Origin of the sequence: Bacillus sp. FSL R9-9492 (genome assembly GCF_038007365.1) — a bacterium.
Lineage (GTDB): Bacteria > Bacillota > Bacilli > Bacillales > Bacillaceae_G > Bacillus_A > Bacillus_A mycoides.
Map to the genome: position 1 here is coordinate 271,725 of NZ_JBBOXC010000001.1, position 23,276 is coordinate 295,000.

Consider the following 23,276-nt stretch of genomic DNA (forward strand, 5'->3'; position numbering starts at 1 on the left):
AAATTTTATAAAAATGTTCGCTTTTGAATTGACAAAACCACCTCCTCGAGTTAATATGAGTATGTAATTCAAACGAAAAGTGAATATTATGCCGTCGTATAATATCGGGGATATGGCCCGAAAGTTTCTACCTAGCTACCGTAAATGGCTTGACTACGAGGCGTTTTGATAAAGATGAGGGGAAACTTGTCTTTATTCATAGAACGCTTCCATGTATATGCAATGGAAGCCTTTTTTATTTTTATAGATAAAAGAGGGCTAGGGTGAAATACGGCGAGTAATCATATAACGGGGGAAACGTAAGATGAAACGCTATTTTCAGTTTGATGAACTCGGCACAAATTATAAAACAGAGTTCATAGCAGGTTTAACGACATTTCTATCTATGGCTTACGTACTATTTGTCAATCCTGCTACGCTGTCGCTTGGAAATGTTAAAGGATTACCGGCAGGTACAGGAATGGATCCAGGTGCAGTATTTGTTGCTACAGCATTAGCAGCGGCGATTGGTTCGTTAATTATGGGGATATTTGCGAAGTATCCGATTGCTTTAGCGCCAGGTATGGGAATAAACGCGTTCTTTGCTTATACAGCGGTGTTAACGATGGGAATTCCGTGGCAAACGGCGATTGCTGGAACATTAATGTCAGGTATTATCTTTATTATTCTTACTGCTTCAGGTATTCGTGAAAAAATTATTAATGCAATTCCAGTAGAGTTAAAGTTTGCAGTAGCGGCGGGTATTGGATTGTTCATTGCCTTCCTTGGATTCCAAAACGCTGGAATTATCGTAAAGAATGATGCTGTCCTTGTTGGATTGGGGGATTTAACGAAGGGCACAACGTTATTAGCAATTTTCGGAGTTGTTACTACAATCATTTTCATGATTAAAAAAATAAATGGTGCAGTTTTCTACGGTATGATCCTTACAGCGATCTTAGGAGTAGCAACGGGATTAATTGATACACCAAAAGCTGTAGTGGGAGCAATACCGAGTCTAGAACCAACGTTCGGGGTAGCGTTAACTCACTTTGGAGACATTTTCACTGTTGAAATGGCGATTGTTATTATAACGTTCTTCTTTATCGATTTCTTTGATACAGCAGGTACGCTTGTAGCGGTTGCGAATCAAGCGGGATTAATGAAGAACAATAAATTACCACGTGCAGGTAAAGCGTTATTTGCAGATGCGATTGCAACTGTAATTGGTGCGATTTTAGGTACATCAACAACAACGTCTTACATTGAATCGTCTGCGGGGGTAGCAGCAGGAGGACGTTCTGGATTTACAGCGGTTGTAACAGCAGGGTTCTTCTTACTGGCACTATTCTTCTCACCACTATTAAGTGTTGTGACACCAGCTGTAACAGCGCCAGCATTAATTATTGTAGGAATCTTGATGGTTTCATCTTTAGGAGAAATTGATTGGAAGAAATTCGAGATTGCAGTGCCAGCGTTCTTTACTATCATTTCAATGCCACTTACGTATAGTATCGCAACAGGAATTGCAATCGGGTTTATCTTCTATCCAATTACAATGGTTGTGAGTGGTCGTCGTAAAGAGATTCATCCAATTATGTATGTTATGGGAGTTTTATTCGTACTATATTTCATCTACGTTCGTAAATAAAAGGGGTTTTTTGAAAGGTCTAGACTTGAGGGGAGTCTAGACCTTTTTTGCGTCTTCAGAAAATCTTAAGGATTTCCGAGCGTTTTTCTTCAGAAGTTTTCTTATAATAGAAGTTAGGGATTAAAAAAGTGATGGGGGAGAGAGTATGGCCGGGGAAACAATACTTGTCGTAGATGATGAAAAAGAAATTAGGAACCTTATTACAATTTATTTAAAGAACGAAGGATATAAAGTACTGCAAGCAGGGGACGGAGAAGAAGGGTTACGTATATTAGAAGAAAATGAAGTGCACTTAGTCGTATTAGATATTATGATGCTGAAAGTAGATGGTATTCATATGTGTATGAAAGTAAGGGAAGCGAAGGAAATGCCGATTATTATGCTTTCGGCAAAAACGCAAGATATGGATAAAATTTTAGGATTAACAACAGGTGCAGATGATTATGTAGCAAAACCGTTTAATCCGTTAGAGTTAATCGCAAGAATTAAATCGCAGCTACGTCGTTATATGAAAATGAATGGCTTTGCTATTCAAAATGAGGACGAGTTAGAAATTGGAGAGATGAAAATAAACATCTCCACTCATACAGTCATTGTGGATGGAGAAGAAGTGAAACTGACCCCGAGGGAATTTTCAATTTTAGAATTACTAGTCCGTAATCCGGGGATGGTCTTTAGTGCGGAACAAATTTATGAAAAAGTTTGGAACGAAAGATCTTTCCAGTCGGATAACACGGTAATGGTTCATATTCGGAAAGTGCGTGAAAAGATTGAGGAGAATCCAAGGAAGCCAATATATATAAAAACAGTATGGGGAGTGGGGTATAAGATTGAAAAAGATATTTAATCCATTTACTTATGTTAGGAAAATTCGAGAATTAATTGGAAAGATAGTGAAGAGTGTGAAACGGAGTATACGAATTCAACTTATTACTGCGTTTACTGCTTGTGCGTTGTTAGGGATTTTGTCAGCGAAGGCAGCAGCACCGTTTTTTGAGAATGCGAATCGAGAGGCGACGATCGATTATCGGGTTGGTATGGAACAAATTAATCAACAAGCTCAAAGCGTGGCAAATAGTTCAGTTCATGAAAATAAATTAGAAGCTATATCAACTATGATTGAAATAGAGAATCAAAATTCAGAACAAAACTCTAGAGCTTTAAAAGTATTGGTCACTGACGAGAGCGGTAAAGTTTTATATAAAACGAAGCAGGCGCAAGAAGAGCAAATTGATTTGCATAATACAATTCGTAATGCATCATCGTTTGCGATTAATTATATGAATGGTAGAAAAGAATTTGAAAGTACGAGAAAAGAATTTATAGCTTTTGCACCTATTACAATAGAAGATAAGAATTTATACATGTTTGTTAGTGGGATTCCAGAAGGTGAAGTAATATATGATACGCAAGAAGGACCGTTTCCGTTTTTCATAGGTGTACTTGTATTTATTTTCTCTTTCTTCTATATAACAAAGAGAAAGATGAAGCAAATTGAAGCGATGGCACAAGGTGTAAAGGAAATAGAAAAAGGAAACTTAGCGTACCGTATTGAGAAAAAAGGTGAAGATGAGATTGCGTCTTTAACTGAGAATATTAATAATATGGCGGAAGAGCTTATGAATAATATAGAAAAGGAACGTAAATTAGAGAAGCAAAAGAGTGAGCTTATTACGAATGTATCACACGATTTACGTACACCACTGACTTCTATAATGGGTTACTTGCGATTACTTCGAGATTCTAAATATGAAAATAAAGAACAACATGATGAGTATACGAGAATTGCTTTTGCAAAGTCGGAGCAGTTAAAGAATTTAATAGAAGATTTATTTGAGTATACGAAGTTAACGAATGAACAAGTTGTATTAGAAAAACAGGAAGTGTGTGTAAATGAGTTACTTGATCAATTAATAGAAGAGTTAGTACCACAAGCGGAAGAGCATGGCCTTATGTTTGTTAAGAAGTTTCCTGAGGAACGTGCATATGCGATGATTGATTCGGAAAAGATGGTTCGTGTATTCGACAACTTACTAATGAATGCAATTAAGTATAGTAAAGATGACGGAGAGATAAAAGTTTCTCTTCAAAGGCAGCGCAGGAATATACAAATTGTTATTGCGAATCATAGTGAAGAGTTTACGAGAGAAGAGTTAGGGAACTTGTTTGAACGGTTTTATAAGAAAGATCAATCTAGAAGTAGAGTAACAGAAGGTTCGGGGCTCGGATTAGCTATTGCGAAAAGTATTGTTGAGTTGCAAGGTGGTAGTATTCGAGCTGAGTATGAGGACGGGATCGTTCAGTTCATCGTTTCATTACCAATTATAGAAAAATAATAAATGAATAGAATGTTATAGGATAAAAAGGCTTATTTTAACAGGGATAAGCCTTTTTATATTTTTTTAGAAAAACATATTGACGATTAGAGTTTAGAGGTGTAATATAAAACAAGTCGCCGATAGCAACAACGCAGAAAGCGACAAAAGAAATAAAAAAACTTGGTTGACATTGAAATATGAAAATGTTAACATAAGGGAGTCGCAAATGAGCGGCAAACAAGTTCTTTGAAAACTGAACGAAACAAACAACGTGAACGTCAATTTTTATTTTTAGATGCTAGACAAACTAACTTTATTGGAGAGTTTGATCCTGGCTCAGGATGAACGCTGGCGGCGTGCCTAATACATGCAAGTCGAGCGAATGGATTAAGAGCTTGCTCTTATGAAGTTAGCGGCGGACGGGTGAGTAACACGTGGGTAACCTACCCATAAGACTGGGATAACTCCGGGAAACCGGGGCTAATACCGGATAATATTTTGAACTGCATAGTTCGAAATTGAAAGGCGGCTTCGGCTGTCACTTATGGATGGACCCGCGTCGCATTAGCTAGTTGGTGAGGTAACGGCTCACCAAGGCGACGATGCGTAGCCGACCTGAGAGGGTGATCGGCCACACTGGGACTGAGACACGGCCCAGACTCCTACGGGAGGCAGCAGTAGGGAATCTTCCGCAATGGACGAAAGTCTGACGGAGCAACGCCGCGTGAGTGATGAAGGCTTTCGGGTCGTAAAACTCTGTTGTTAGGGAAGAACAAGTGCTAGTTGAATAAGCTGGCACCTTGACGGTACCTAACCAGAAAGCCACGGCTAACTACGTGCCAGCAGCCGCGGTAATACGTAGGTGGCAAGCGTTATCCGGAATTATTGGGCGTAAAGCGCGCGCAGGTGGTTTCTTAAGTCTGATGTGAAAGCCCACGGCTCAACCGTGGAGGGTCATTGGAAACTGGGAGACTTGAGTGCAGAAGAGGAAAGTGGAATTCCATGTGTAGCGGTGAAATGCGTAGAGATATGGAGGAACACCAGTGGCGAAGGCGACTTTCTGGTCTGTAACTGACACTGAGGCGCGAAAGCGTGGGGAGCAAACAGGATTAGATACCCTGGTAGTCCACGCCGTAAACGATGAGTGCTAAGTGTTAGAGGGTTTCCGCCCTTTAGTGCTGAAGTTAACGCATTAAGCACTCCGCCTGGGGAGTACGGCCGCAAGGCTGAAACTCAAAGGAATTGACGGGGGCCCGCACAAGCGGTGGAGCATGTGGTTTAATTCGAAGCAACGCGAAGAACCTTACCAGGTCTTGACATCCTCTGAAAACTCTAGAGATAGAGCTTCTCCTTCGGGAGCAGAGTGACAGGTGGTGCATGGTTGTCGTCAGCTCGTGTCGTGAGATGTTGGGTTAAGTCCCGCAACGAGCGCAACCCTTGATCTTAGTTGCCATCATTAAGTTGGGCACTCTAAGGTGACTGCCGGTGACAAACCGGAGGAAGGTGGGGATGACGTCAAATCATCATGCCCCTTATGACCTGGGCTACACACGTGCTACAATGGACGGTACAAAGAGCTGCAAGACCGCGAGGTGGAGCTAATCTCATAAAACCGTTCTCAGTTCGGATTGTAGGCTGCAACTCGCCTACATGAAGCTGGAATCGCTAGTAATCGCGGATCAGCATGCCGCGGTGAATACGTTCCCGGGCCTTGTACACACCGCCCGTCACACCACGAGAGTTTGTAACACCCGAAGTCGGTGGGGTAACCTTTATGGAGCCAGCCGCCTAAGGTGGGACAGATGATTGGGGTGAAGTCGTAACAAGGTAGCCGTATCGGAAGGTGCGGCTGGATCACCTCCTTTCTATGGAGAATTGATGAACGCAGTTCATCAATAAACGTTGACTTGTTTTGTTTCGTTCAGTTTTGAGAGAACTATCTCTCAAGTTTAAATGTATGTTCTTTGAAAACTAGATAACAGTGTAGCTCATATTTTTTTAATTTTAGTTTGGTTAAGTTAGAAAGGGCGCACGGTGGATGCCTTGACACTAGGAGTCGATGAAGGACGGGACTAACGCCGATATGCTTCGGGGAGCTGTAAGTAAGCTTTGATCCGAAGATTTCCGAATGGGGAAACCCACTATACGTAATGGTATGGTATCCTTACCTGAATACATAGGGTATGGAAGACAGACCCAGGGAACTGAAACATCTAAGTACCTGGAGGAAGAGAAAGCAAATGCGATTTCCTGAGTAGCGGCGAGCGAAACGGAATCTAGCCCAAACCAAGAGGCTTGCCTCTTGGGGTTGTAGGACATTCTATACGGAGTTACAAAGGAACGAGGTAGACGAAGCGACCTGGAAAGGTCCGTCACAGAGGGTAATAACCCCGTAGTCGAAACTTCGTTCTCTCTTGAATGTATCCTGAGTACGGCGGAACACGTGAAATTCCGTCGGAATCTGGGAGGACCATCTCCCAAGGCTAAATACTCCCTAGTGATCGATAGTGAACCAGTACCGTGAGGGAAAGGTGAAAAGCACCCCGGAAGGGGAGTGAAAGAGATCCTGAAACCGTGTGCCTACAAATAGTCAGAGCCCGTTAATGGGTGATGGCGTGCCTTTTGTAGAATGAACCGGCGAGTTACGATCCCGTGCGAGGTTAAGCTGAAGAGGCGGAGCCGCAGCGAAAGCGAGTCTGAATAGGGCGTTTAGTACGTGGTCGTAGACCCGAAACCAGGTGATCTACCCATGTCCAGGGTGAAGTTCAGGTAACACTGAATGGAGGCCCGAACCCACGCACGTTGAAAAGTGCGGGGATGAGGTGTGGGTAGCGGAGAAATTCCAATCGAACCTGGAGATAGCTGGTTCTCCCCGAAATAGCTTTAGGGCTAGCCTTAAGTGTAAGAGTCTTGGAGGTAGAGCACTGATTGAACTAGGGGTCCTCATCGGATTACCGAATTCAGTCAAACTCCGAATGCCAATGACTTATCCTTAGGAGTCAGACTGCGAGTGATAAGATCCGTAGTCAAGAGGGAAACAGCCCAGATCGCCAGCTAAGGTCCCAAAGTGTGTATTAAGTGGAAAAGGATGTGGAGTTGCTTAGACAACTAGGATGTTGGCTCAGAAGCAGCCACCATTTAAAGAGTGCGTAATAGCTCACTAGTCGAGTGACTCTGCGCCGAAAATGTACCGGGGCTAAATACACCACCGAAGCTGCGAATTGATACCAATGGTATCAGTGGTAGGGGAGCGTTCTAAGTGCAGTGAAGTCAGACCGGAAGGACTGGTGGAGCGCTTAGAAGTGAGAATGCCGGTATGAGTAGCGAAAGACGGGTGAGAATCCCGTCCACCGAATGCCTAAGGTTTCCTGAGGAAGGCTCGTCCGCTCAGGGTTAGTCAGGACCTAAGCCGAGGCCGACAGGCGTAGGCGATGGACAACAGGTTGATATTCCTGTACCACCTCTTTATCGTTTGAGCAATGGAGGGACGCAGAAGGATAGAAGAAGCGTGCGATTGGTTGTGCACGTCCAAGCAGTTAGGCTGATAAGTAGGCAAATCCGCTTATCGTGAAGGCTGAGCTGTGATGGGGAAGCTCCTTATGGAGCGAAGTCTTTGATTCCCCGCTGCCAAGAAAAGCTTCTAGCGAGATAAAAGGTGCCTGTACCGCAAACCGACACAGGTAGGCGAGGAGAGAATCCTAAGGTGTGCGAGAGAACTCTGGTTAAGGAACTCGGCAAAATGACCCCGTAACTTCGGGAGAAGGGGTGCTTTCTTAACGGAAAGCCGCAGTGAATAGGCCCAAGCGACTGTTTAGCAAAAACACAGGTCTCTGCGAAGCCGTAAGGCGAAGTATAGGGGCTGACACCTGCCCGGTGCTGGAAGGTTAAGGAGAGGGGTTAGCGTAAGCGAAGCTCTGAACTGAAGCCCCAGTAAACGGCGGCCGTAACTATAACGGTCCTAAGGTAGCGAAATTCCTTGTCGGGTAAGTTCCGACCCGCACGAAAGGTGTAACGATTTGGGCACTGTCTCAACCAGAGACTCGGTGAAATTATAGTACCTGTGAAGATGCAGGTTACCCGCGACAGGACGGAAAGACCCCGTGGAGCTTTACTGTAGCCTGATATTGAATTTTGGTACAGTTTGTACAGGATAGGCGGGAGCCATTGAAACCGGAGCGCTAGCTTCGGTGGAGGCGCTGGTGGGATACCGCCCTGACTGTATTGAAATTCTAACCTACGGGTCTTATCGACCCGGGAGACAGTGTCAGGTGGGCAGTTTGACTGGGGCGGTCGCCTCCTAAAGTGTAACGGAGGCGCCCAAAGGTTCCCTCAGAATGGTTGGAAATCATTCGTAGAGTGCAAAGGCATAAGGGAGCTTGACTGCGAGACCTACAAGTCGAGCAGGGACGAAAGTCGGGCTTAGTGATCCGGTGGTTCCGCATGGAAGGGCCATCGCTCAACGGATAAAAGCTACCCCGGGGATAACAGGCTTATCTCCCCCAAGAGTCCACATCGACGGGGAGGTTTGGCACCTCGATGTCGGCTCATCGCATCCTGGGGCTGTAGTCGGTCCCAAGGGTTGGGCTGTTCGCCCATTAAAGCGGTACGCGAGCTGGGTTCAGAACGTCGTGAGACAGTTCGGTCCCTATCCGTCGTGGGCGCAGGAAATTTGAGAGGAGCTGTCCTTAGTACGAGAGGACCGGGATGGACGCACCGCTGGTGTACCAGTTGTTCTGCCAAGGGCATAGCTGGGTAGCTATGTGCGGAAGGGATAAGTGCTGAAAGCATCTAAGCATGAAGCCCCCCTCAAGATGAGATTTCCCATAGCGTAAGCTAGTAAGATCCCTGAAAGATGATCAGGTTGATAGGTTCGAGGTGGAAGCATGGTGACATGTGGAGCTGACGAATACTAATAGATCGAGGACTTAACCATATAATATGAAGCTAATGTTATCTAGTTTTGAAGGAATATACCTTCATCAGTTTGGTGATGATGGCAGAGAGGTCACACCCGTTCCCATACCGAACACGGAAGTTAAGCTCTCTAGCGCCGATGGTAGTTGGGACCTTGTCCCTGTGAGAGTAGGACGTCGCCAAGCAACTTTAAGACGAGTCAGAATGACTCGTCTTTTTTGTGTTTTAAACTTCTTATCAGTCTCAAGTAAGTAATCCTTATTCTTTTGATCCTCTCATATTCATTTTCTTTCGTCATTTTTGATGTGTAGTTTAAGATTTTCTATTTTATTTTTTGTAGAAGCAAGCTGTCGGTGTGTTAAAATAGTGCAGTTGTTTTTTTGAGTACTTGAATATAAGAAGATTTAATTTTGAAAAAGGAGATAATATGAAAAAGATAGGTGTAATTACTATAGTAGTTTTAGTCCTTCTAGCAATTACTTATATGTTAGCCGGGAATTATTTTTATAATTATGCGTTGAATGCGAAACAAGAGAAAGAGTTTTTAGAGGATAATCCTCACTTAGTAGAAACTCTGAATGCATCGGGAGGTGTGTTTGCTACAAATGAAGAAAAGGATGCAAACTTTGTATCAAATCATAAACCTAATACATTGAACGTAAATTCTTTCGATAAGTTGAATTTAACAGGTTATGAATATATGAATGAACAATCTAGCCATAAATGGGCAATTGTAGTTCATGGATATGATAGCAGGGCATCGAAAATGATGAAATATATCCGGAACTTTTATGAAGAAGGATATAATGTCATAGCGCCAGACCTTCGTGGGCATGGAAATAGTGAAGGCGATTATATAGGGATGGGTTGGCACGATCGTAAAGATATTTTGATTTGGATTCAACAAATTGTAAAGAAAGACCCTAATGCTGAAATAGCACTCTTTGGAGTTTCAATGGGCGGGGCTACTGTAATGATGACTTCAGGTGAAGAGTTACCTGCTAACGTTAAAGTTATTATTGAAGATTGTGGATACTCAACTGTTATTGATGAATTTACGTATCAATTAAACGATTTATTCCACTTGCCGAAGTTTCCTGTTATGAATGCGGCAAATACAGTTACAAAATTAAGAGCTGGATATGATTTAGAAGAAGCTTCAGCTATAAAACAAGTGGCGAAAAGTAAAACACCTATGCTATTTATTCATGGGGATGCTGATACATTCGTTCCTTATGAAATGTTAGATGAAGTATATAATGCTGCAAAAGTAGAAAAAGAGAAATTAATTGTTCCAGGTGCTGGACATGGAGAAGCCGAGAAGGTAGATTCGAATAAATATTGGAATACCGTATGGAAGTTCGTGGGGAGATACATTCCAGCGTAATTGGATTGTTTTAGATTTGTATTTTGTATATACGATAATCAGAAGGAAATGTTTTTATACTTTTGATTATCGTTTTTTCTATTTAAAAACTTATTTTGGTTTGTAGTATATAAGGTTTGAAGCATAAATTTTTGAATTCCTTATTGCCAGTGCTACAATAATTGAAAACTACATGTTAATGAGGTGTTTCTATGAAAATTGAAGTATGGTCAGATTTTGTATGCCCATTTTGTTATATTGGGAAACGTAGATTAGAAATGGCTTTAGAGCAATTTCCGCATAAGAAGGATGTTGAAGTTGAGTTTAAAAGTTTTGAATTAGACCAAAATGCTCCAATCTATTCTGGAACAAGTATTAATGAAGTACTTGCATCAAAGTATGGGATTAGTATTGAAGAAGCTAAGCGTAATAATATACAACTAGGCAATCATGCAGCTAGTATGGGTTTAAGTTTTAATTTTGAAGAGATGAAGCCGACGAACACTTTTGATGCGCATCGTCTTGCCAAATTTGCAAAGGATCAAGGGAAAGAAAAAGAGATTACGGAAAATCTACTTTTTGCATATTTCACTGAATCGAGAAATTTAAGTGATGTGGATACGCTTGCTACTATTGCTGAAGCTTCAGGTTTAGATAAGCAAGAAGCTTTACGTGTTATTAATGATAAAGGTGCATATGCAAATGATGTTAGAATTGATGAAGCGATTGCTCAGCAATATCAAATTTCAGGAGTACCTTATTTTATTATTAATCAAAAGTATGCTATTTCAGGTGCGCAACCACTCGAAACTTTTGTTGGTGCACTTCAACAAGTGTGGGAAGAAGAGAATCCTGCACCTAAGTTACAAGAGCTTTCTTCAGAGGGTGGAAGTGATATGTCTTGTACTGATGAAAGTTGTTCTGTACCTTCAAAAGAACAATAGTTTTTATGATGGAATAGCAACCCATAGAGTGTTTCATGGGTTGCTTATCTATTCTTATAGAAGAGGTATATAGATAGATAATTTAATAACGTAAATAGGATTTATAAAAAAATGAAGTTTTTTATAAAAACATATTGACGGTTGTATCTTAGAGGTGTAATATAGAACAAGTCGCCGATAGCAACAACGCAGAAAGCGACAAAACAAAATGAAAAACTTAGTTGACATTGAAATATGAAAATGTTAACATAAGGAAGTCGCAAATGAGCGACAGACAAGTTCTTTGAAAACTGAACGAAACAAACAACGTGAACGTCAATTTTTATTTTTAGATGCTAGACAAACTAACTTTATTGGAGAGTTTGATCCTGGCTCAGGATGAACGCTGGCGGCGTGCCTAATACATGCAAGTCGAGCGAATGGATTAAGAGCTTGCTCTTATGAAGTTAGCGGCGGACGGGTGAGTAACACGTGGGTAACCTACCCATAAGACTGGGATAACTCCGGGAAACCGGGGCTAATACCGGATAATATTTTGAACTGCATAGTTCGAAATTGAAAGGCGGCTTCGGCTGTCACTTATGGATGGACCCGCGTCGCATTAGCTAGTTGGTGAGGTAACGGCTCACCAAGGCGACGATGCGTAGCCGACCTGAGAGGGTGATCGGCCACACTGGGACTGAGACACGGCCCAGACTCCTACGGGAGGCAGCAGTAGGGAATCTTCCGCAATGGACGAAAGTCTGACGGAGCAACGCCGCGTGAGTGATGAAGGCTTTCGGGTCGTAAAACTCTGTTGTTAGGGAAGAACAAGTGCTAGTTGAATAAGCTGGCACCTTGACGGTACCTAACCAGAAAGCCACGGCTAACTACGTGCCAGCAGCCGCGGTAATACGTAGGTGGCAAGCGTTATCCGGAATTATTGGGCGTAAAGCGCGCGCAGGTGGTTTCTTAAGTCTGATGTGAAAGCCCACGGCTCAACCGTGGAGGGTCATTGGAAACTGGGAGACTTGAGTGCAGAAGAGGAAAGTGGAATTCCATGTGTAGCGGTGAAATGCGTAGAGATATGGAGGAACACCAGTGGCGAAGGCGACTTTCTGGTCTGTAACTGACACTGAGGCGCGAAAGCGTGGGGAGCAAACAGGATTAGATACCCTGGTAGTCCACGCCGTAAACGATGAGTGCTAAGTGTTAGAGGGTTTCCGCCCTTTAGTGCTGAAGTTAACGCATTAAGCACTCCGCCTGGGGAGTACGGCCGCAAGGCTGAAACTCAAAGGAATTGACGGGGGCCCGCACAAGCGGTGGAGCATGTGGTTTAATTCGAAGCAACGCGAAGAACCTTACCAGGTCTTGACATCCTCTGAAAACTCTAGAGATAGAGCTTCTCCTTCGGGAGCAGAGTGACAGGTGGTGCATGGTTGTCGTCAGCTCGTGTCGTGAGATGTTGGGTTAAGTCCCGCAACGAGCGCAACCCTTGATCTTAGTTGCCATCATTAAGTTGGGCACTCTAAGGTGACTGCCGGTGACAAACCGGAGGAAGGTGGGGATGACGTCAAATCATCATGCCCCTTATGACCTGGGCTACACACGTGCTACAATGGACGGTACAAAGAGCTGCAAGACCGCGAGGTGGAGCTAATCTCATAAAACCGTTCTCAGTTCGGATTGTAGGCTGCAACTCGCCTACATGAAGCTGGAATCGCTAGTAATCGCGGATCAGCATGCCGCGGTGAATACGTTCCCGGGCCTTGTACACACCGCCCGTCACACCACGAGAGTTTGTAACACCCGAAGTCGGTGGGGTAACCTTTATGGAGCCAGCCGCCTAAGGTGGGACAGATGATTGGGGTGAAGTCGTAACAAGGTAGCCGTATCGGAAGGTGCGGCTGGATCACCTCCTTTCTATGGAGAATTGATGAACGCAGTTCATCAATAAACGTTGACTTGTTTTGTTTCGTTCAGTTTTGAGAGAACTATCTCTCAAGTTTAAATGTATGTTCTTTGAAAACTAGATAACAGTGTAGCTCATATTTTTTTAATTTTAGTTTGGTTAAGTTAGAAAGGGCGCACGGTGGATGCCTTGACACTAGGAGTCGATGAAGGACGGGACTAACGCCGATATGCTTCGGGGAGCTGTAAGTAAGCTTTGATCCGAAGATTTCCGAATGGGGAAACCCACTATACGTAATGGTATGGTATCCTTACCTGAATACATAGGGTATGGAAGACAGACCCAGGGAACTGAAACATCTAAGTACCTGGAGGAAGAGAAAGCAAATGCGATTTCCTGAGTAGCGGCGAGCGAAACGGAATCTAGCCCAAACCAAGAGGCTTGCCTCTTGGGGTTGTAGGACATTCTATACGGAGTTACAAAGGAACGAGGTAGACGAAGCGACCTGGAAAGGTCCGTCACAGAGGGTAATAACCCCGTAGTCGAAACTTCGTTCTCTCTTGAATGTATCCTGAGTACGGCGGAACACGTGAAATTCCGTCGGAATCTGGGAGGACCATCTCCCAAGGCTAAATACTCCCTAGTGATCGATAGTGAACCAGTACCGTGAGGGAAAGGTGAAAAGCACCCCGGAAGGGGAGTGAAAGAGATCCTGAAACCGTGTGCCTACAAATAGTCAGAGCCCGTTAATGGGTGATGGCGTGCCTTTTGTAGAATGAACCGGCGAGTTACGATCCCGTGCGAGGTTAAGCTGAAGAGGCGGAGCCGCAGCGAAAGCGAGTCTGAATAGGGCGTTTAGTACGTGGTCGTAGACCCGAAACCAGGTGATCTACCCATGTCCAGGGTGAAGTTCAGGTAACACTGAATGGAGGCCCGAACCCACGCACGTTGAAAAGTGCGGGGATGAGGTGTGGGTAGCGGAGAAATTCCAATCGAACCTGGAGATAGCTGGTTCTCCCCGAAATAGCTTTAGGGCTAGCCTTAAGTGTAAGAGTCTTGGAGGTAGAGCACTGATTGAACTAGGGGTCCTCATCGGATTACCGAATTCAGTCAAACTCCGAATGCCAATGACTTATCCTTAGGAGTCAGACTGCGAGTGATAAGATCCGTAGTCAAGAGGGAAACAGCCCAGATCGCCAGCTAAGGTCCCAAAGTGTGTATTAAGTGGAAAAGGATGTGGAGTTGCTTAGACAACTAGGATGTTGGCTCAGAAGCAGCCACCATTTAAAGAGTGCGTAATAGCTCACTAGTCGAGTGACTCTGCGCCGAAAATGTACCGGGGCTAAATACACCACCGAAGCTGCGAATTGATACCAATGGTATCAGTGGTAGGGGAGCGTTCTAAGTGCAGTGAAGTCAGACCGGAAGGACTGGTGGAGCGCTTAGAAGTGAGAATGCCGGTATGAGTAGCGAAAGACGGGTGAGAATCCCGTCCACCGAATGCCTAAGGTTTCCTGAGGAAGGCTCGTCCGCTCAGGGTTAGTCAGGACCTAAGCCGAGGCCGACAGGCGTAGGCGATGGACAACAGGTTGATATTCCTGTACCACCTCTTTATCGTTTGAGCAATGGAGGGACGCAGAAGGATAGAAGAAGCGTGCGATTGGTTGTGCACGTCCAAGCAGTTAGGCTGATAAGTAGGCAAATCCGCTTATCGTGAAGGCTGAGCTGTGATGGGGAAGCTCCTTATGGAGCGAAGTCTTTGATTCCCCGCTGCCAAGAAAAGCTTCTAGCGAGATAAAAGGTGCCTGTACCGCAAACCGACACAGGTAGGCGAGGAGAGAATCCTAAGGTGTGCGAGAGAACTCTGGTTAAGGAACTCGGCAAAATGACCCCGTAACTTCGGGAGAAGGGGTGCTTTCTTAACGGAAAGCCGCAGTGAATAGGCCCAAGCGACTGTTTAGCAAAAACACAGGTCTCTGCGAAGCCGTAAGGCGAAGTATAGGGGCTGACACCTGCCCGGTGCTGGAAGGTTAAGGAGAGGGGTTAGCGTAAGCGAAGCTCTGAACTGAAGCCCCAGTAAACGGCGGCCGTAACTATAACGGTCCTAAGGTAGCGAAATTCCTTGTCGGGTAAGTTCCGACCCGCACGAAAGGTGTAACGATTTGGGCACTGTCTCAACCAGAGACTCGGTGAAATTATAGTACCTGTGAAGATGCAGGTTACCCGCGACAGGACGGAAAGACCCCGTGGAGCTTTACTGTAGCCTGATATTGAATTTTGGTACAGTTTGTACAGGATAGGCGGGAGCCATTGAAACCGGAGCGCTAGCTTCGGTGGAGGCGCTGGTGGGATACCGCCCTGACTGTATTGAAATTCTAACCTACGGGTCTTATCGACCCGGGAGACAGTGTCAGGTGGGCAGTTTGACTGGGGCGGTCGCCTCCTAAAGTGTAACGGAGGCGCCCAAAGGTTCCCTCAGAATGGTTGGAAATCATTCGTAGAGTGCAAAGGCATAAGGGAGCTTGACTGCGAGACCTACAAGTCGAGCAGGGACGAAAGTCGGGCTTAGTGATCCGGTGGTTCCGCATGGAAGGGCCATCGCTCAACGGATAAAAGCTACCCCGGGGATAACAGGCTTATCTCCCCCAAGAGTCCACATCGACGGGGAGGTTTGGCACCTCGATGTCGGCTCATCGCATCCTGGGGCTGTAGTCGGTCCCAAGGGTTGGGCTGTTCGCCCATTAAAGCGGTACGCGAGCTGGGTTCAGAACGTCGTGAGACAGTTCGGTCCCTATCCGTCGTGGGCGCAGGAAATTTGAGAGGAGCTGTCCTTAGTACGAGAGGACCGGGATGGACGCACCGCTGGTGTACCAGTTGTTCTGCCAAGGGCATAGCTGGGTAGCTATGTGCGGAAGGGATAAGTGCTGAAAGCATCTAAGCATGAAGCCCCCCTCAAGATGAGATTTCCCATAGCGTAAGCTAGTAAGATCCCTGAAAGATGATCAGGTTGATAGGTTCGAGGTGGAAGCATGGTGACATGTGGAGCTGACGAATACTAATAGATCGAGGACTTAACCATATAATATGAAGCTAATGTTATCTAGTTTTGAAGGAATATACCTTCATCAGTTTGGTGATGATGGCAGAGAGGTCACACCCGTTCCCATACCGAACACGGAAGTTAAGCTCTCTAGCGCCGATGGTAGTTGGGACCTTGTCCCTGTGAGAGTAGGACGTCGCCAAGCAACTTTAAGACGAGTCAGAATGACTCGTCTTTTTTGTATGCTTTCATACCTCTGTTAATTGCCTGCTTAACTCCTTCTAAATAGGCGAATCCATGCCTTTTATCTGGTTCTAAGTAAGTACCTTCTGCCCATTCATTCCACGCATTAATAAATAAAAACTCGCTGTTGTAAAGAGAATAGGTACGCTGGATTTGTTTGCTTAAATATATCGTGAACTTCTTAGGGGTAGAACCTAGGAAGATACTGCTATTTAAGTCTTTGCGGCGTGCTGTATTGTCCCAGTCAACAAAGGCACCAGGAAATGTTTTTTTCTCTGGAGGAGATCGCTTTAGTATATACATCCACACTTTATCATAATCCCAAGCGTTTATTTGTTTACCAGACTCATATATTGTCTTATTTATGTCTGAAGAGCTATCATGAGCAATTGTATAAAAAGGCTCGAATTGAATGCTAGCATCAAATCCATTTATATTAGGAAGTGGAAAGCTGTTTAATGTTTCTGCAAAGTATATACCTTTCAAACCATTTTCTTGTGCGAGTGTATTCCAATAATGAAGCATTTGTTCACAATGAGGAATATGCCCAGGGCGATAAATAATGAATAGTGGTTTATCGTCTATACGGATATATCTCTCATCTTGGAAAGCTTGCAATAAATACTCAAAGTGTTCTTTCCAATCCGATAATTCTCCATAATTTTGAGGCATTAATATGTGACTATCAAGACCATCCCAAGTTTTTGTCCACGGTTCATTTGCCCAAGAAAGGCAAAATGGAAAATCTGGTTCCTTCATCTTAAGTACCTCATTAAAGGGTGCCTCCAATAGCCTCTTCCCTTTAAACCAGTAATGGTAATAACAAAAACCATATATGCCATGTGCTTTGGCGATTTCTGCTTGCCATTTTCTTACGGATGGGGTGGTTAAGTCATAATAAAAATCTTGATAAGGTTCTCTAGGTTGGTAATGTCCTGAAAATAAAGGTCGTGCACTTTTAGTATTTGTCCATTCAGTAAACCCTTTCCCCCACCATCGGTCATTTTCTTTTATTTGATGAAACTGTGGTAAGTAAAAAGCGATTATTTTCAAAATATATCCCCCTTATGTTCTTCGTAGTTCAAGTGGTGGGAAGTTACTTTTGATTTTTCGAATCTAGTTAAAACATGAGATATGTTATTTACTTACTGTGTTTATGCTGCATAATGAATTCTTTTGTGCAGTTTGCTTGATATGGAAATCTTTGATGATTTAATATATACGGCTGAGATACAAAATGATCTTCATTATAAAATGAGCGAAAAGAGTTAATCTTTTTGGAGAACAAATAGAGCTTGGGGTAACCGGTTTGTATCATCAAAAAAGTCCCGTAGCTTTAAATACTTCTCATAGTGATTTTTAATATAGGTCCTAGGTATAACAGTTTCTCCGTAAAAGCTACTATTTCTAACGTCTCCAGCTCCCGTAGGACTGTGGACAAAATTTCCGCTTTCATAATCCGAGATAGCACGATTTATATCTGGAAAAGCTTGAGATAAAGTTTTATGCCACCCAGTTTGAATTAATTCAGGGTGTTCCTTGAATTGTTGACAGAAATCGAGAAAATAGCGTGCTTGTGTTGTTGCGATGAAGATTCCACCTGGACGAAGAATTCTTGAAAACTCCTTTATCCAATTTTCTGCAGTTTCTTCGGATAAATGTGAGAATACAGAATAAGCGAATATGATGTCTAATGAATTGTCATTAATAAATTCTACAGGAGGTTGTGGGGGAGCTATTTTATACCTGCCTCTTCCTAACGTTTCGTTGCAAAGGTTAATCATTGCAGGATCTACATCAATACCAAGTAAATTTTTATGGCGAACATCTTTGAAAAAGAAGCGTATGATTCTTCCCCATCCGCAACCAAAGTCTAAAATTTTACGTTCTTTATTCAAGGGAACGCCTAAATTTTGGGCATATGTTTTTACAAGGCTATAAAACAAATATGCTTCATAAAGAGCATGTTCATAGGAAGCACCTACAAACTGTTGTTGAATTTCTTCGGAGGGGAACATAGGTACTGGGATGCCATTTATCTTTGTTTGTGAGCAACTTTGTATAAATAGATTAAGAAGTTCAACATCAGAAAGTGGGCTAACAAGGTTATCAAAATCACTTCCTAACTTAAAGTTATTCATTTGTTAACCTCCAAATTATATAGTTCCTAAAAATCATTTTCGTGTTTTTTACTAATAAAAACATGTAGAAATTCAGCATCTAACCCCAGTGATCTATCCTTGTTTAAATAAACAATGGTATACATATTTGCATGTGTATAAATATATTCAATCATATCTTGACCCCAATCAAATGTTACTAAAGACCCGTTCTCATCAATAGGATTACCATGATAAATTGGCTCCTCAATATATTCGATTCCTTCTTTATTGATTCTTGCTCTTTGTAAAGTCTTTGTGAGTGTATGATACCAAGGGACAGTAAACACATGAGCGCCGCCAGGCTTTAATACACGCTCTATTTCTTTAAAGGCTTTGTTTGGCTCCATTACATGTTCAAAGACATCTTGAGTAATGAATAAATCAAAAGATTCATTTTGAAAAGTCATGTCTTCTAAGTTCTCGCATCTAACCCCTTGAAAGTATTGGCCGAGAGGGTAGTTTTTAAAGTATTGAGAGTATGTATAGTTTTTGCAGTTTTTTATTAGTAGTTGAGTTGTAATTCCCCCAGGAGAGGATTCGTGGATATGATAGGAACCCCATTTTGGAAAAAATGTATTTAAAACATGGATTAGAGCGCGCTGCCTTGGTATAGAGTGGCATGTAGAACATAAGTAGTGATCTCTAAGCCAATCATTATGCTCTATAAATGTAGCTTTCTTCTCACAAATAACGCAATATCCATTATTGTGCTTCAAATTACCTTCCACATGACATCACTCCTGTGTAAAAAAATGCATATGACACACACGTCAACAACCAGCGAAATCAAAGAGAGTGGGTGGAAATTAGGGAACTCATAAAAGTGAGATTGGTAGAATGGAATAATTAGCGGGAGAGAACCCCACGCTAATTAAAGTTTCACTTTATGCTATGCGATACATTCGCTTTTATTCATTGAAGAATGTATCGACTTAGAATGTCCCTTTTGTGTACGGATACATTTCAAAGTCTTGTGCATATATTTCTGTAACTAAATCCATGGTTTCTTTATCATAAAAGCTTTCATATGTTGGAAAGCGGGGGAAGGATACATCTGTAATGCTAAGTTCTGCATAGTTTCCCGTATAAAGCATCTTATGAGCACGATGATGATCTGAATTTGTAAGAAGCGCTAAATTTGATTTAGTCAAATCGTACGTGTGTTCTATCTTGGTGATTTGTGTATTAAAATCTTCTAAAGGAATATAGCGTTGGATGAAGTTTTCTTCACCTGGGACGTATTGCTGACTAAAATGTATATCTATTGCTAGGGAATTGGAACTGAATGCTTGAACGTAATATAAAAATTGTTTAAATGATATTCCTTGATTACTATATTTGTCATTATAAAAATAATGCCGGATACTTTCCCATTGAGGGCTAGCATATGGATTGTCAGCAAGCAATAAAAAGGAGCTGACCGCCCTTGTATAGGGATTCCGTACAAGTTTACAAACATCTTTTTTTGCTGTTAGAAGCCCATTTTGTAACTCTGGTATGTAGTTGGTGTTGTTTTTATACACCCAGAATTCATAGTAATGAATAAAGTCATGGTATTTCTTTGCTTCAGTAAATAATCCAATTTGAAAAAAGAACCAATTAGCTAAAGTAGTACATCCGCTTCTATGGCTCCAGAATAGTATAAGTGGAAAGTCTTTATGGAAATGTGGGATTCGATCTTTATGTAGGATTACATGATTTAAAAGCTCTTGATTTACATTCTTCATACATGTAGTGCTCCTTTTTGAACGTTTTATTTATGGAGAAGGTTTTTAAATAGAATAAACGAGAATATGAGAAGGCAAGTTTTTACTAATCCAATATATTCATGGGAATGAGTAAATATTATGAGTGTTTTTGCGGTCATCTTAAATAAGGTATCGATTCTAAAAGGAAAATATAAAATAAAGATAATGAAAATTTATAAGGGGCATACAATTATAAGAGAATGAATAATAGAGGTGACCAAGTTCGTTTATTTGTATTTCTAGGTGTGATAAGCAAAAATCTTATTACTAGAGAGGATATTATGAGGAAGAATAATTATTTAATAGTAGGTGGAAATAGTTTCATTGGTATAAACCTCGCATTAGGTTTATTGAAACAAGGTCAAAATGTAAAAGTATTTTCCAGACATATAAATAATTTCCCTCAAAATATTATAAGTGAGGTTGAATTTATTAAAGGTGATTTAGCGAATGTTAAAGATATATATAAAGCTTTAGTGAGTGTGGATATTATTATTTATTTAGCTGCAACGTCTAATGTAGCAACTTCAATTGAAGATGTTTTCGGAGATATAAACAGTAGCTTTTTTTTTCTTAACTTCATGGAAAGTGTTAAAAATTTTCCTGTTAAAAAAATTGTATTAGCATCTTCTGGAGGAACGGTTTATGGTGAACCGGAATATTTACCTATTGATGAGGAACATCCATTAAAACCACTTTCTCCTTATGGAATAACAAAAGTATCGCTTGAAAATTACTTGTACTTTTATAAGAAAAAATACGGAATTGAATATGTTGTATGCAGATATTCTAATCCATATGGAAAATATCAAAATCCTTTAAAGAAAGTTGGGGCAATAAATTGTTTTTTGTATCAGCATCTCAGTAATGAAAAGATTAATATATATGGGAATCCACAAGAGATTATTCGAGATTATATTTATATCGATGATTTAGTTGAAATCACTATACAACTATCACAATTAAATCGTTTGAAATCTTGTGTGTATAACATAGGGAGCGGCAAGGGTCTCTCTTTAAAACGAATTATAGTAGAATTGGAGAAATTAACGGAAAGAAAAGTGGACTTTACTTGCTATAAACAAAGGCAAGAAAATGTTCAAAAAATCATTTTAAATATAGATAGAGTAAGACGAGAATGTAATTGGGAACCGAAAATAGATTTCAAAAGTGGAATTAGATTAAATAAGCTATGGATTGAAGAGTTCTTATATAGTAAAAAATAATAAGCCATGCCCTACTTTTGTATCAGTAGAGCGTGGTTTATTATTTTATTTCTTTTTTTATTACCCAAAGGTCTTGATGTTCCCACCAAAAACCTTCAGTGTATTTTTTGATGACAGGGTTATAGGGTAATAATTTAATTTTGTCACATACGTAAGAGGGACTAACGATCGTTTGCCCGTATTGATGAACATCTAAATCCAATTGTTCACTAGAAGGGAGAAACCAATAACCCTGTTTATTTAAATCTGGAAAGCTGAAGTACTTTTTACTTTGATAACCATGAGTTGTGAAAATGAGTAAGCCTTCAGGAGAAACAGCATTATACAATGTTTGAAGCCAACGAAACCAAGTTGTATCAGGCATATGAGAAAAAAAGGATAGACAAAAGACGATATCATACGTAGACGAGGCCAATTTTACTTGTTCAGGTTCAGGGTGAGATAAGATAGAAGAAGTATTTAATGTGTTTTCAATAAAATTAATAGCCTCTTCATGTATATCACAGGTAGTTATACTTAAGTTCGTTTGTGGGTTTAATAAATGACGTGTTACGCAGCCATATCCGGATGCGAATTCTAATAATTTAATTGGAGTGTCTATAGGGGGATAAAAGGAAGTAATTAAATCTAAAAGTGTTTCTGCGGATTTTCTCCCATCTTGAAAATAATAATCTATCGCTTCTTTTTTAGATGGGAAGACTGGATTAGTGACAAGGAATTGAAAGATATGATCCTCTGGATGGATACTTGCATTTACATTGTAGTTGTGTGCAATTTGAGAAAGCAAATCTTTATTTGCTTCTATAAATTCTTTCAAAGAGTAACCCCCCTTAAATGATAGTAACGTTTTACAAGAGATACTGATGGCGAATAAAATATATCATTAAATCTTCAAATATGCTTTAAGGTACTTTCTATATGTGTACATTTTCTTTTTTGAAATGTCGTCGATAGTAAAGGTTTCTTTAATGAAATTCTGCATTTGTACAACTTCACTGTAATGGGAATATGAATCTTCTGTTCTCGTTACGCTATTTGTATGTCGTCTATGATAGTTTAGCGGTTTTGGATTGAAATAAACGTTCCCCTCTTTAAGAATAGAAACATAGAAAAACCAATCACCAGCTACTTTAAACTTTTCTAATTGTTTTTCTGTTGTTTTTATATCTATGTTTTTAAAAACTACACTTGAGACATTAGGTATGGTGTTTTTAATAAGTAATGTATCTTGTATTTCATCTATCCCTTTTCGGAAATAAGAACTTTTCCATTTTTCTTTATCAATATCATTTGTGTAATCTAAATAATGATTGGCTAGGATATTTCCTTGTTCATCTATTTGTTTTGATTGTGTGTAGCTTAAGGTAACATCACCATTTATATGAAACCCTTGTATTACTTCTTCTAAAAATGTCTGATCACATAAGTCATCGGCCTCTGCAATCCAAATATAATCACCGGTTGCTGCAGAGATGCCTTTTATCCATTGTTTAAATACAGAACCAGAGTTTTTATCATTAATAATCTGCTGAACTTTTAGGTGGGGCTTATTTTCGTTTGAGAGCACCTGTTCAAATATAGATACGCTATTGTCAGTAGAGGCATCGTCTAGGAAAATTAGTTCGTAAAGGGGATAGGTTTGGTTTAATATGGATTTAACTCGGTCAGATAAGTATTTTTCGTAATTATAGTTCGGTATGATTACGCTTATTTTTTTGTAATTATGATCAAGTAGGTTTAACAGTTGATAAATGTAATGAAGAAAGTTGAAATCTTTTTCAATAAGCTCTTGGC

At 41.3% G+C, this 23,276-nt stretch carries 12 protein-coding genes, 6 rRNA genes and 1 riboswitch (1 of these 19 only partly in view); of the genes, 12 read left to right on the forward strand and 6 right to left on the reverse strand.

Annotated elements, in window-relative coordinates; genetic code table 11:
- Positions 1-74 precede the first annotated feature (74 nt).
- Positions 75-176: riboswitch (purine riboswitch) on the forward strand.
- Between the two features lie 128 nt (positions 177-304).
- The 11 genes from MKY70_RS01575 (at position 305) to rrf (MKY70_RS01625) (ending at position 16,308) form a co-directional block, all read left to right on the forward strand.
- Positions 305-1,630 carry an NCS2 family permease gene (locus tag MKY70_RS01575; protein WP_002091603.1) on the forward strand — a complete coding sequence of 442 codons (1,326 nt, stop codon included), beginning with the start codon at positions 305-307 and terminating at the stop codon, positions 1,628-1,630.
- Positions 1,631-1,775: 145 nt separating this feature from the next.
- Entirely contained in the window at positions 1,776-2,477 is a 702-nt protein-coding gene (locus tag MKY70_RS01580; RefSeq protein WP_341022691.1) for a response regulator transcription factor, read from the forward strand.
- The gene (locus MKY70_RS01585) at positions 2,461-3,966 is read left to right on the forward strand and encodes a sensor histidine kinase (protein ID WP_341022692.1); all 1,506 of its coding nucleotides are present in this window, start codon (positions 2,461-2,463) and stop codon (positions 3,964-3,966) included. The genes MKY70_RS01580 and MKY70_RS01585 overlap by 17 nt, the downstream gene beginning before the upstream one ends.
- Positions 3,967-4,261: 295 nt before the next feature.
- A 16S ribosomal RNA gene (locus MKY70_RS01590) occupies positions 4,262-5,813 on the forward strand.
- Positions 5,814-5,959: 146 nt separating this feature from the next.
- Positions 5,960-8,881, forward strand: a 23S ribosomal RNA gene (locus MKY70_RS01595).
- A gap of 50 nt (positions 8,882-8,931) precedes the next feature.
- Positions 8,932-9,047 (forward strand): 5S ribosomal RNA (rrf, locus tag MKY70_RS01600).
- Together the 16S, 23S and 5S rRNA genes form the textbook arrangement of a ribosomal RNA operon.
- Before the next feature lie 242 nt (positions 9,048-9,289).
- Complete coding sequence (locus MKY70_RS01605; RefSeq protein ID WP_215576746.1) at positions 9,290-10,249, forward strand: alpha/beta hydrolase; 960 nt, start codon at positions 9,290-9,292, stop codon at positions 10,247-10,249.
- Between the two features lie 191 nt (positions 10,250-10,440).
- Entirely contained in the window at positions 10,441-11,172 is a 732-nt protein-coding gene (locus MKY70_RS01610) for a DsbA family oxidoreductase (RefSeq protein WP_002091706.1), read from the forward strand.
- Between the two features lie 350 nt (positions 11,173-11,522).
- Positions 11,523-13,074, forward strand: a 16S ribosomal RNA gene (locus tag MKY70_RS01615).
- 146 nt (positions 13,075-13,220) lie between these two features.
- Positions 13,221-16,142: ribosomal RNA gene (locus MKY70_RS01620) — 23S ribosomal RNA — on the forward strand.
- 50 nt (positions 16,143-16,192) lie between these two features.
- Positions 16,193-16,308: ribosomal RNA gene (rrf, locus tag MKY70_RS01625) — 5S ribosomal RNA — on the forward strand.
- A 14-nt stretch (positions 16,309-16,322) separates the two neighbouring features.
- Here the strand turns inward: rrf (MKY70_RS01625) and MKY70_RS01630 are convergent.
- From MKY70_RS01630 to MKY70_RS01645, 4 genes are all read right to left on the reverse strand, one after another.
- A complete protein-coding gene (locus MKY70_RS01630) occupies positions 16,323-17,399 on the reverse strand; it encodes a glycosyltransferase WbsX family protein (RefSeq protein WP_131247422.1) in 1,077 nt (358 codons plus the stop codon).
- 215 nt (positions 17,400-17,614) lie between these two features.
- The gene (locus MKY70_RS01635) at positions 17,615-18,487 is read right to left on the reverse strand and encodes a class I SAM-dependent methyltransferase (RefSeq protein WP_341022711.1); all 873 of its coding nucleotides are present in this window, start codon (positions 18,485-18,487) and stop codon (positions 17,615-17,617) included.
- Between the two features lie 26 nt (positions 18,488-18,513).
- A complete protein-coding gene (locus MKY70_RS01640) occupies positions 18,514-19,236 on the reverse strand; it encodes a class I SAM-dependent methyltransferase (protein WP_341022713.1) in 723 nt (240 codons plus the stop codon).
- A 204-nt stretch (positions 19,237-19,440) separates the two neighbouring features.
- On the reverse strand, positions 19,441-20,235 hold the full coding sequence (locus tag MKY70_RS01645; RefSeq protein ID WP_341022716.1) for a sulfotransferase family 2 domain-containing protein: 795 nt from the start codon (positions 20,233-20,235) through the stop codon (positions 19,441-19,443).
- Between the two features lie 302 nt (positions 20,236-20,537).
- On the opposite strand from MKY70_RS01645, the gene MKY70_RS01650 reads away from it, so the two are divergent.
- Positions 20,538-21,482, forward strand: a complete 945-nt coding sequence (locus tag MKY70_RS01650; RefSeq protein WP_341026347.1) for an NAD-dependent epimerase/dehydratase family protein — start codon at positions 20,538-20,540, stop codon at positions 21,480-21,482.
- 40 nt (positions 21,483-21,522) lie between these two features.
- Here the strand turns inward: MKY70_RS01650 and MKY70_RS01655 are convergent, their stop codons facing one another.
- A complete protein-coding gene (locus MKY70_RS01655; RefSeq protein WP_341022719.1) occupies positions 21,523-22,299 on the reverse strand; it encodes a class I SAM-dependent methyltransferase in 777 nt (258 codons plus the stop codon).
- Positions 22,300-22,365: 66 nt separating this feature from the next.
- Positions 22,366-23,276, reverse strand: partial view of a glycosyltransferase gene (locus MKY70_RS01660; RefSeq protein WP_341022722.1) — the 3' end only. 1,021 nt of this gene lie beyond the right edge of the window; the window shows 911 of its 1,932 coding nt (coding positions 1,022-1,932); its start codon lies beyond the right edge, outside the window — the gene reads right to left on this strand; its stop codon occupies positions 22,366-22,368.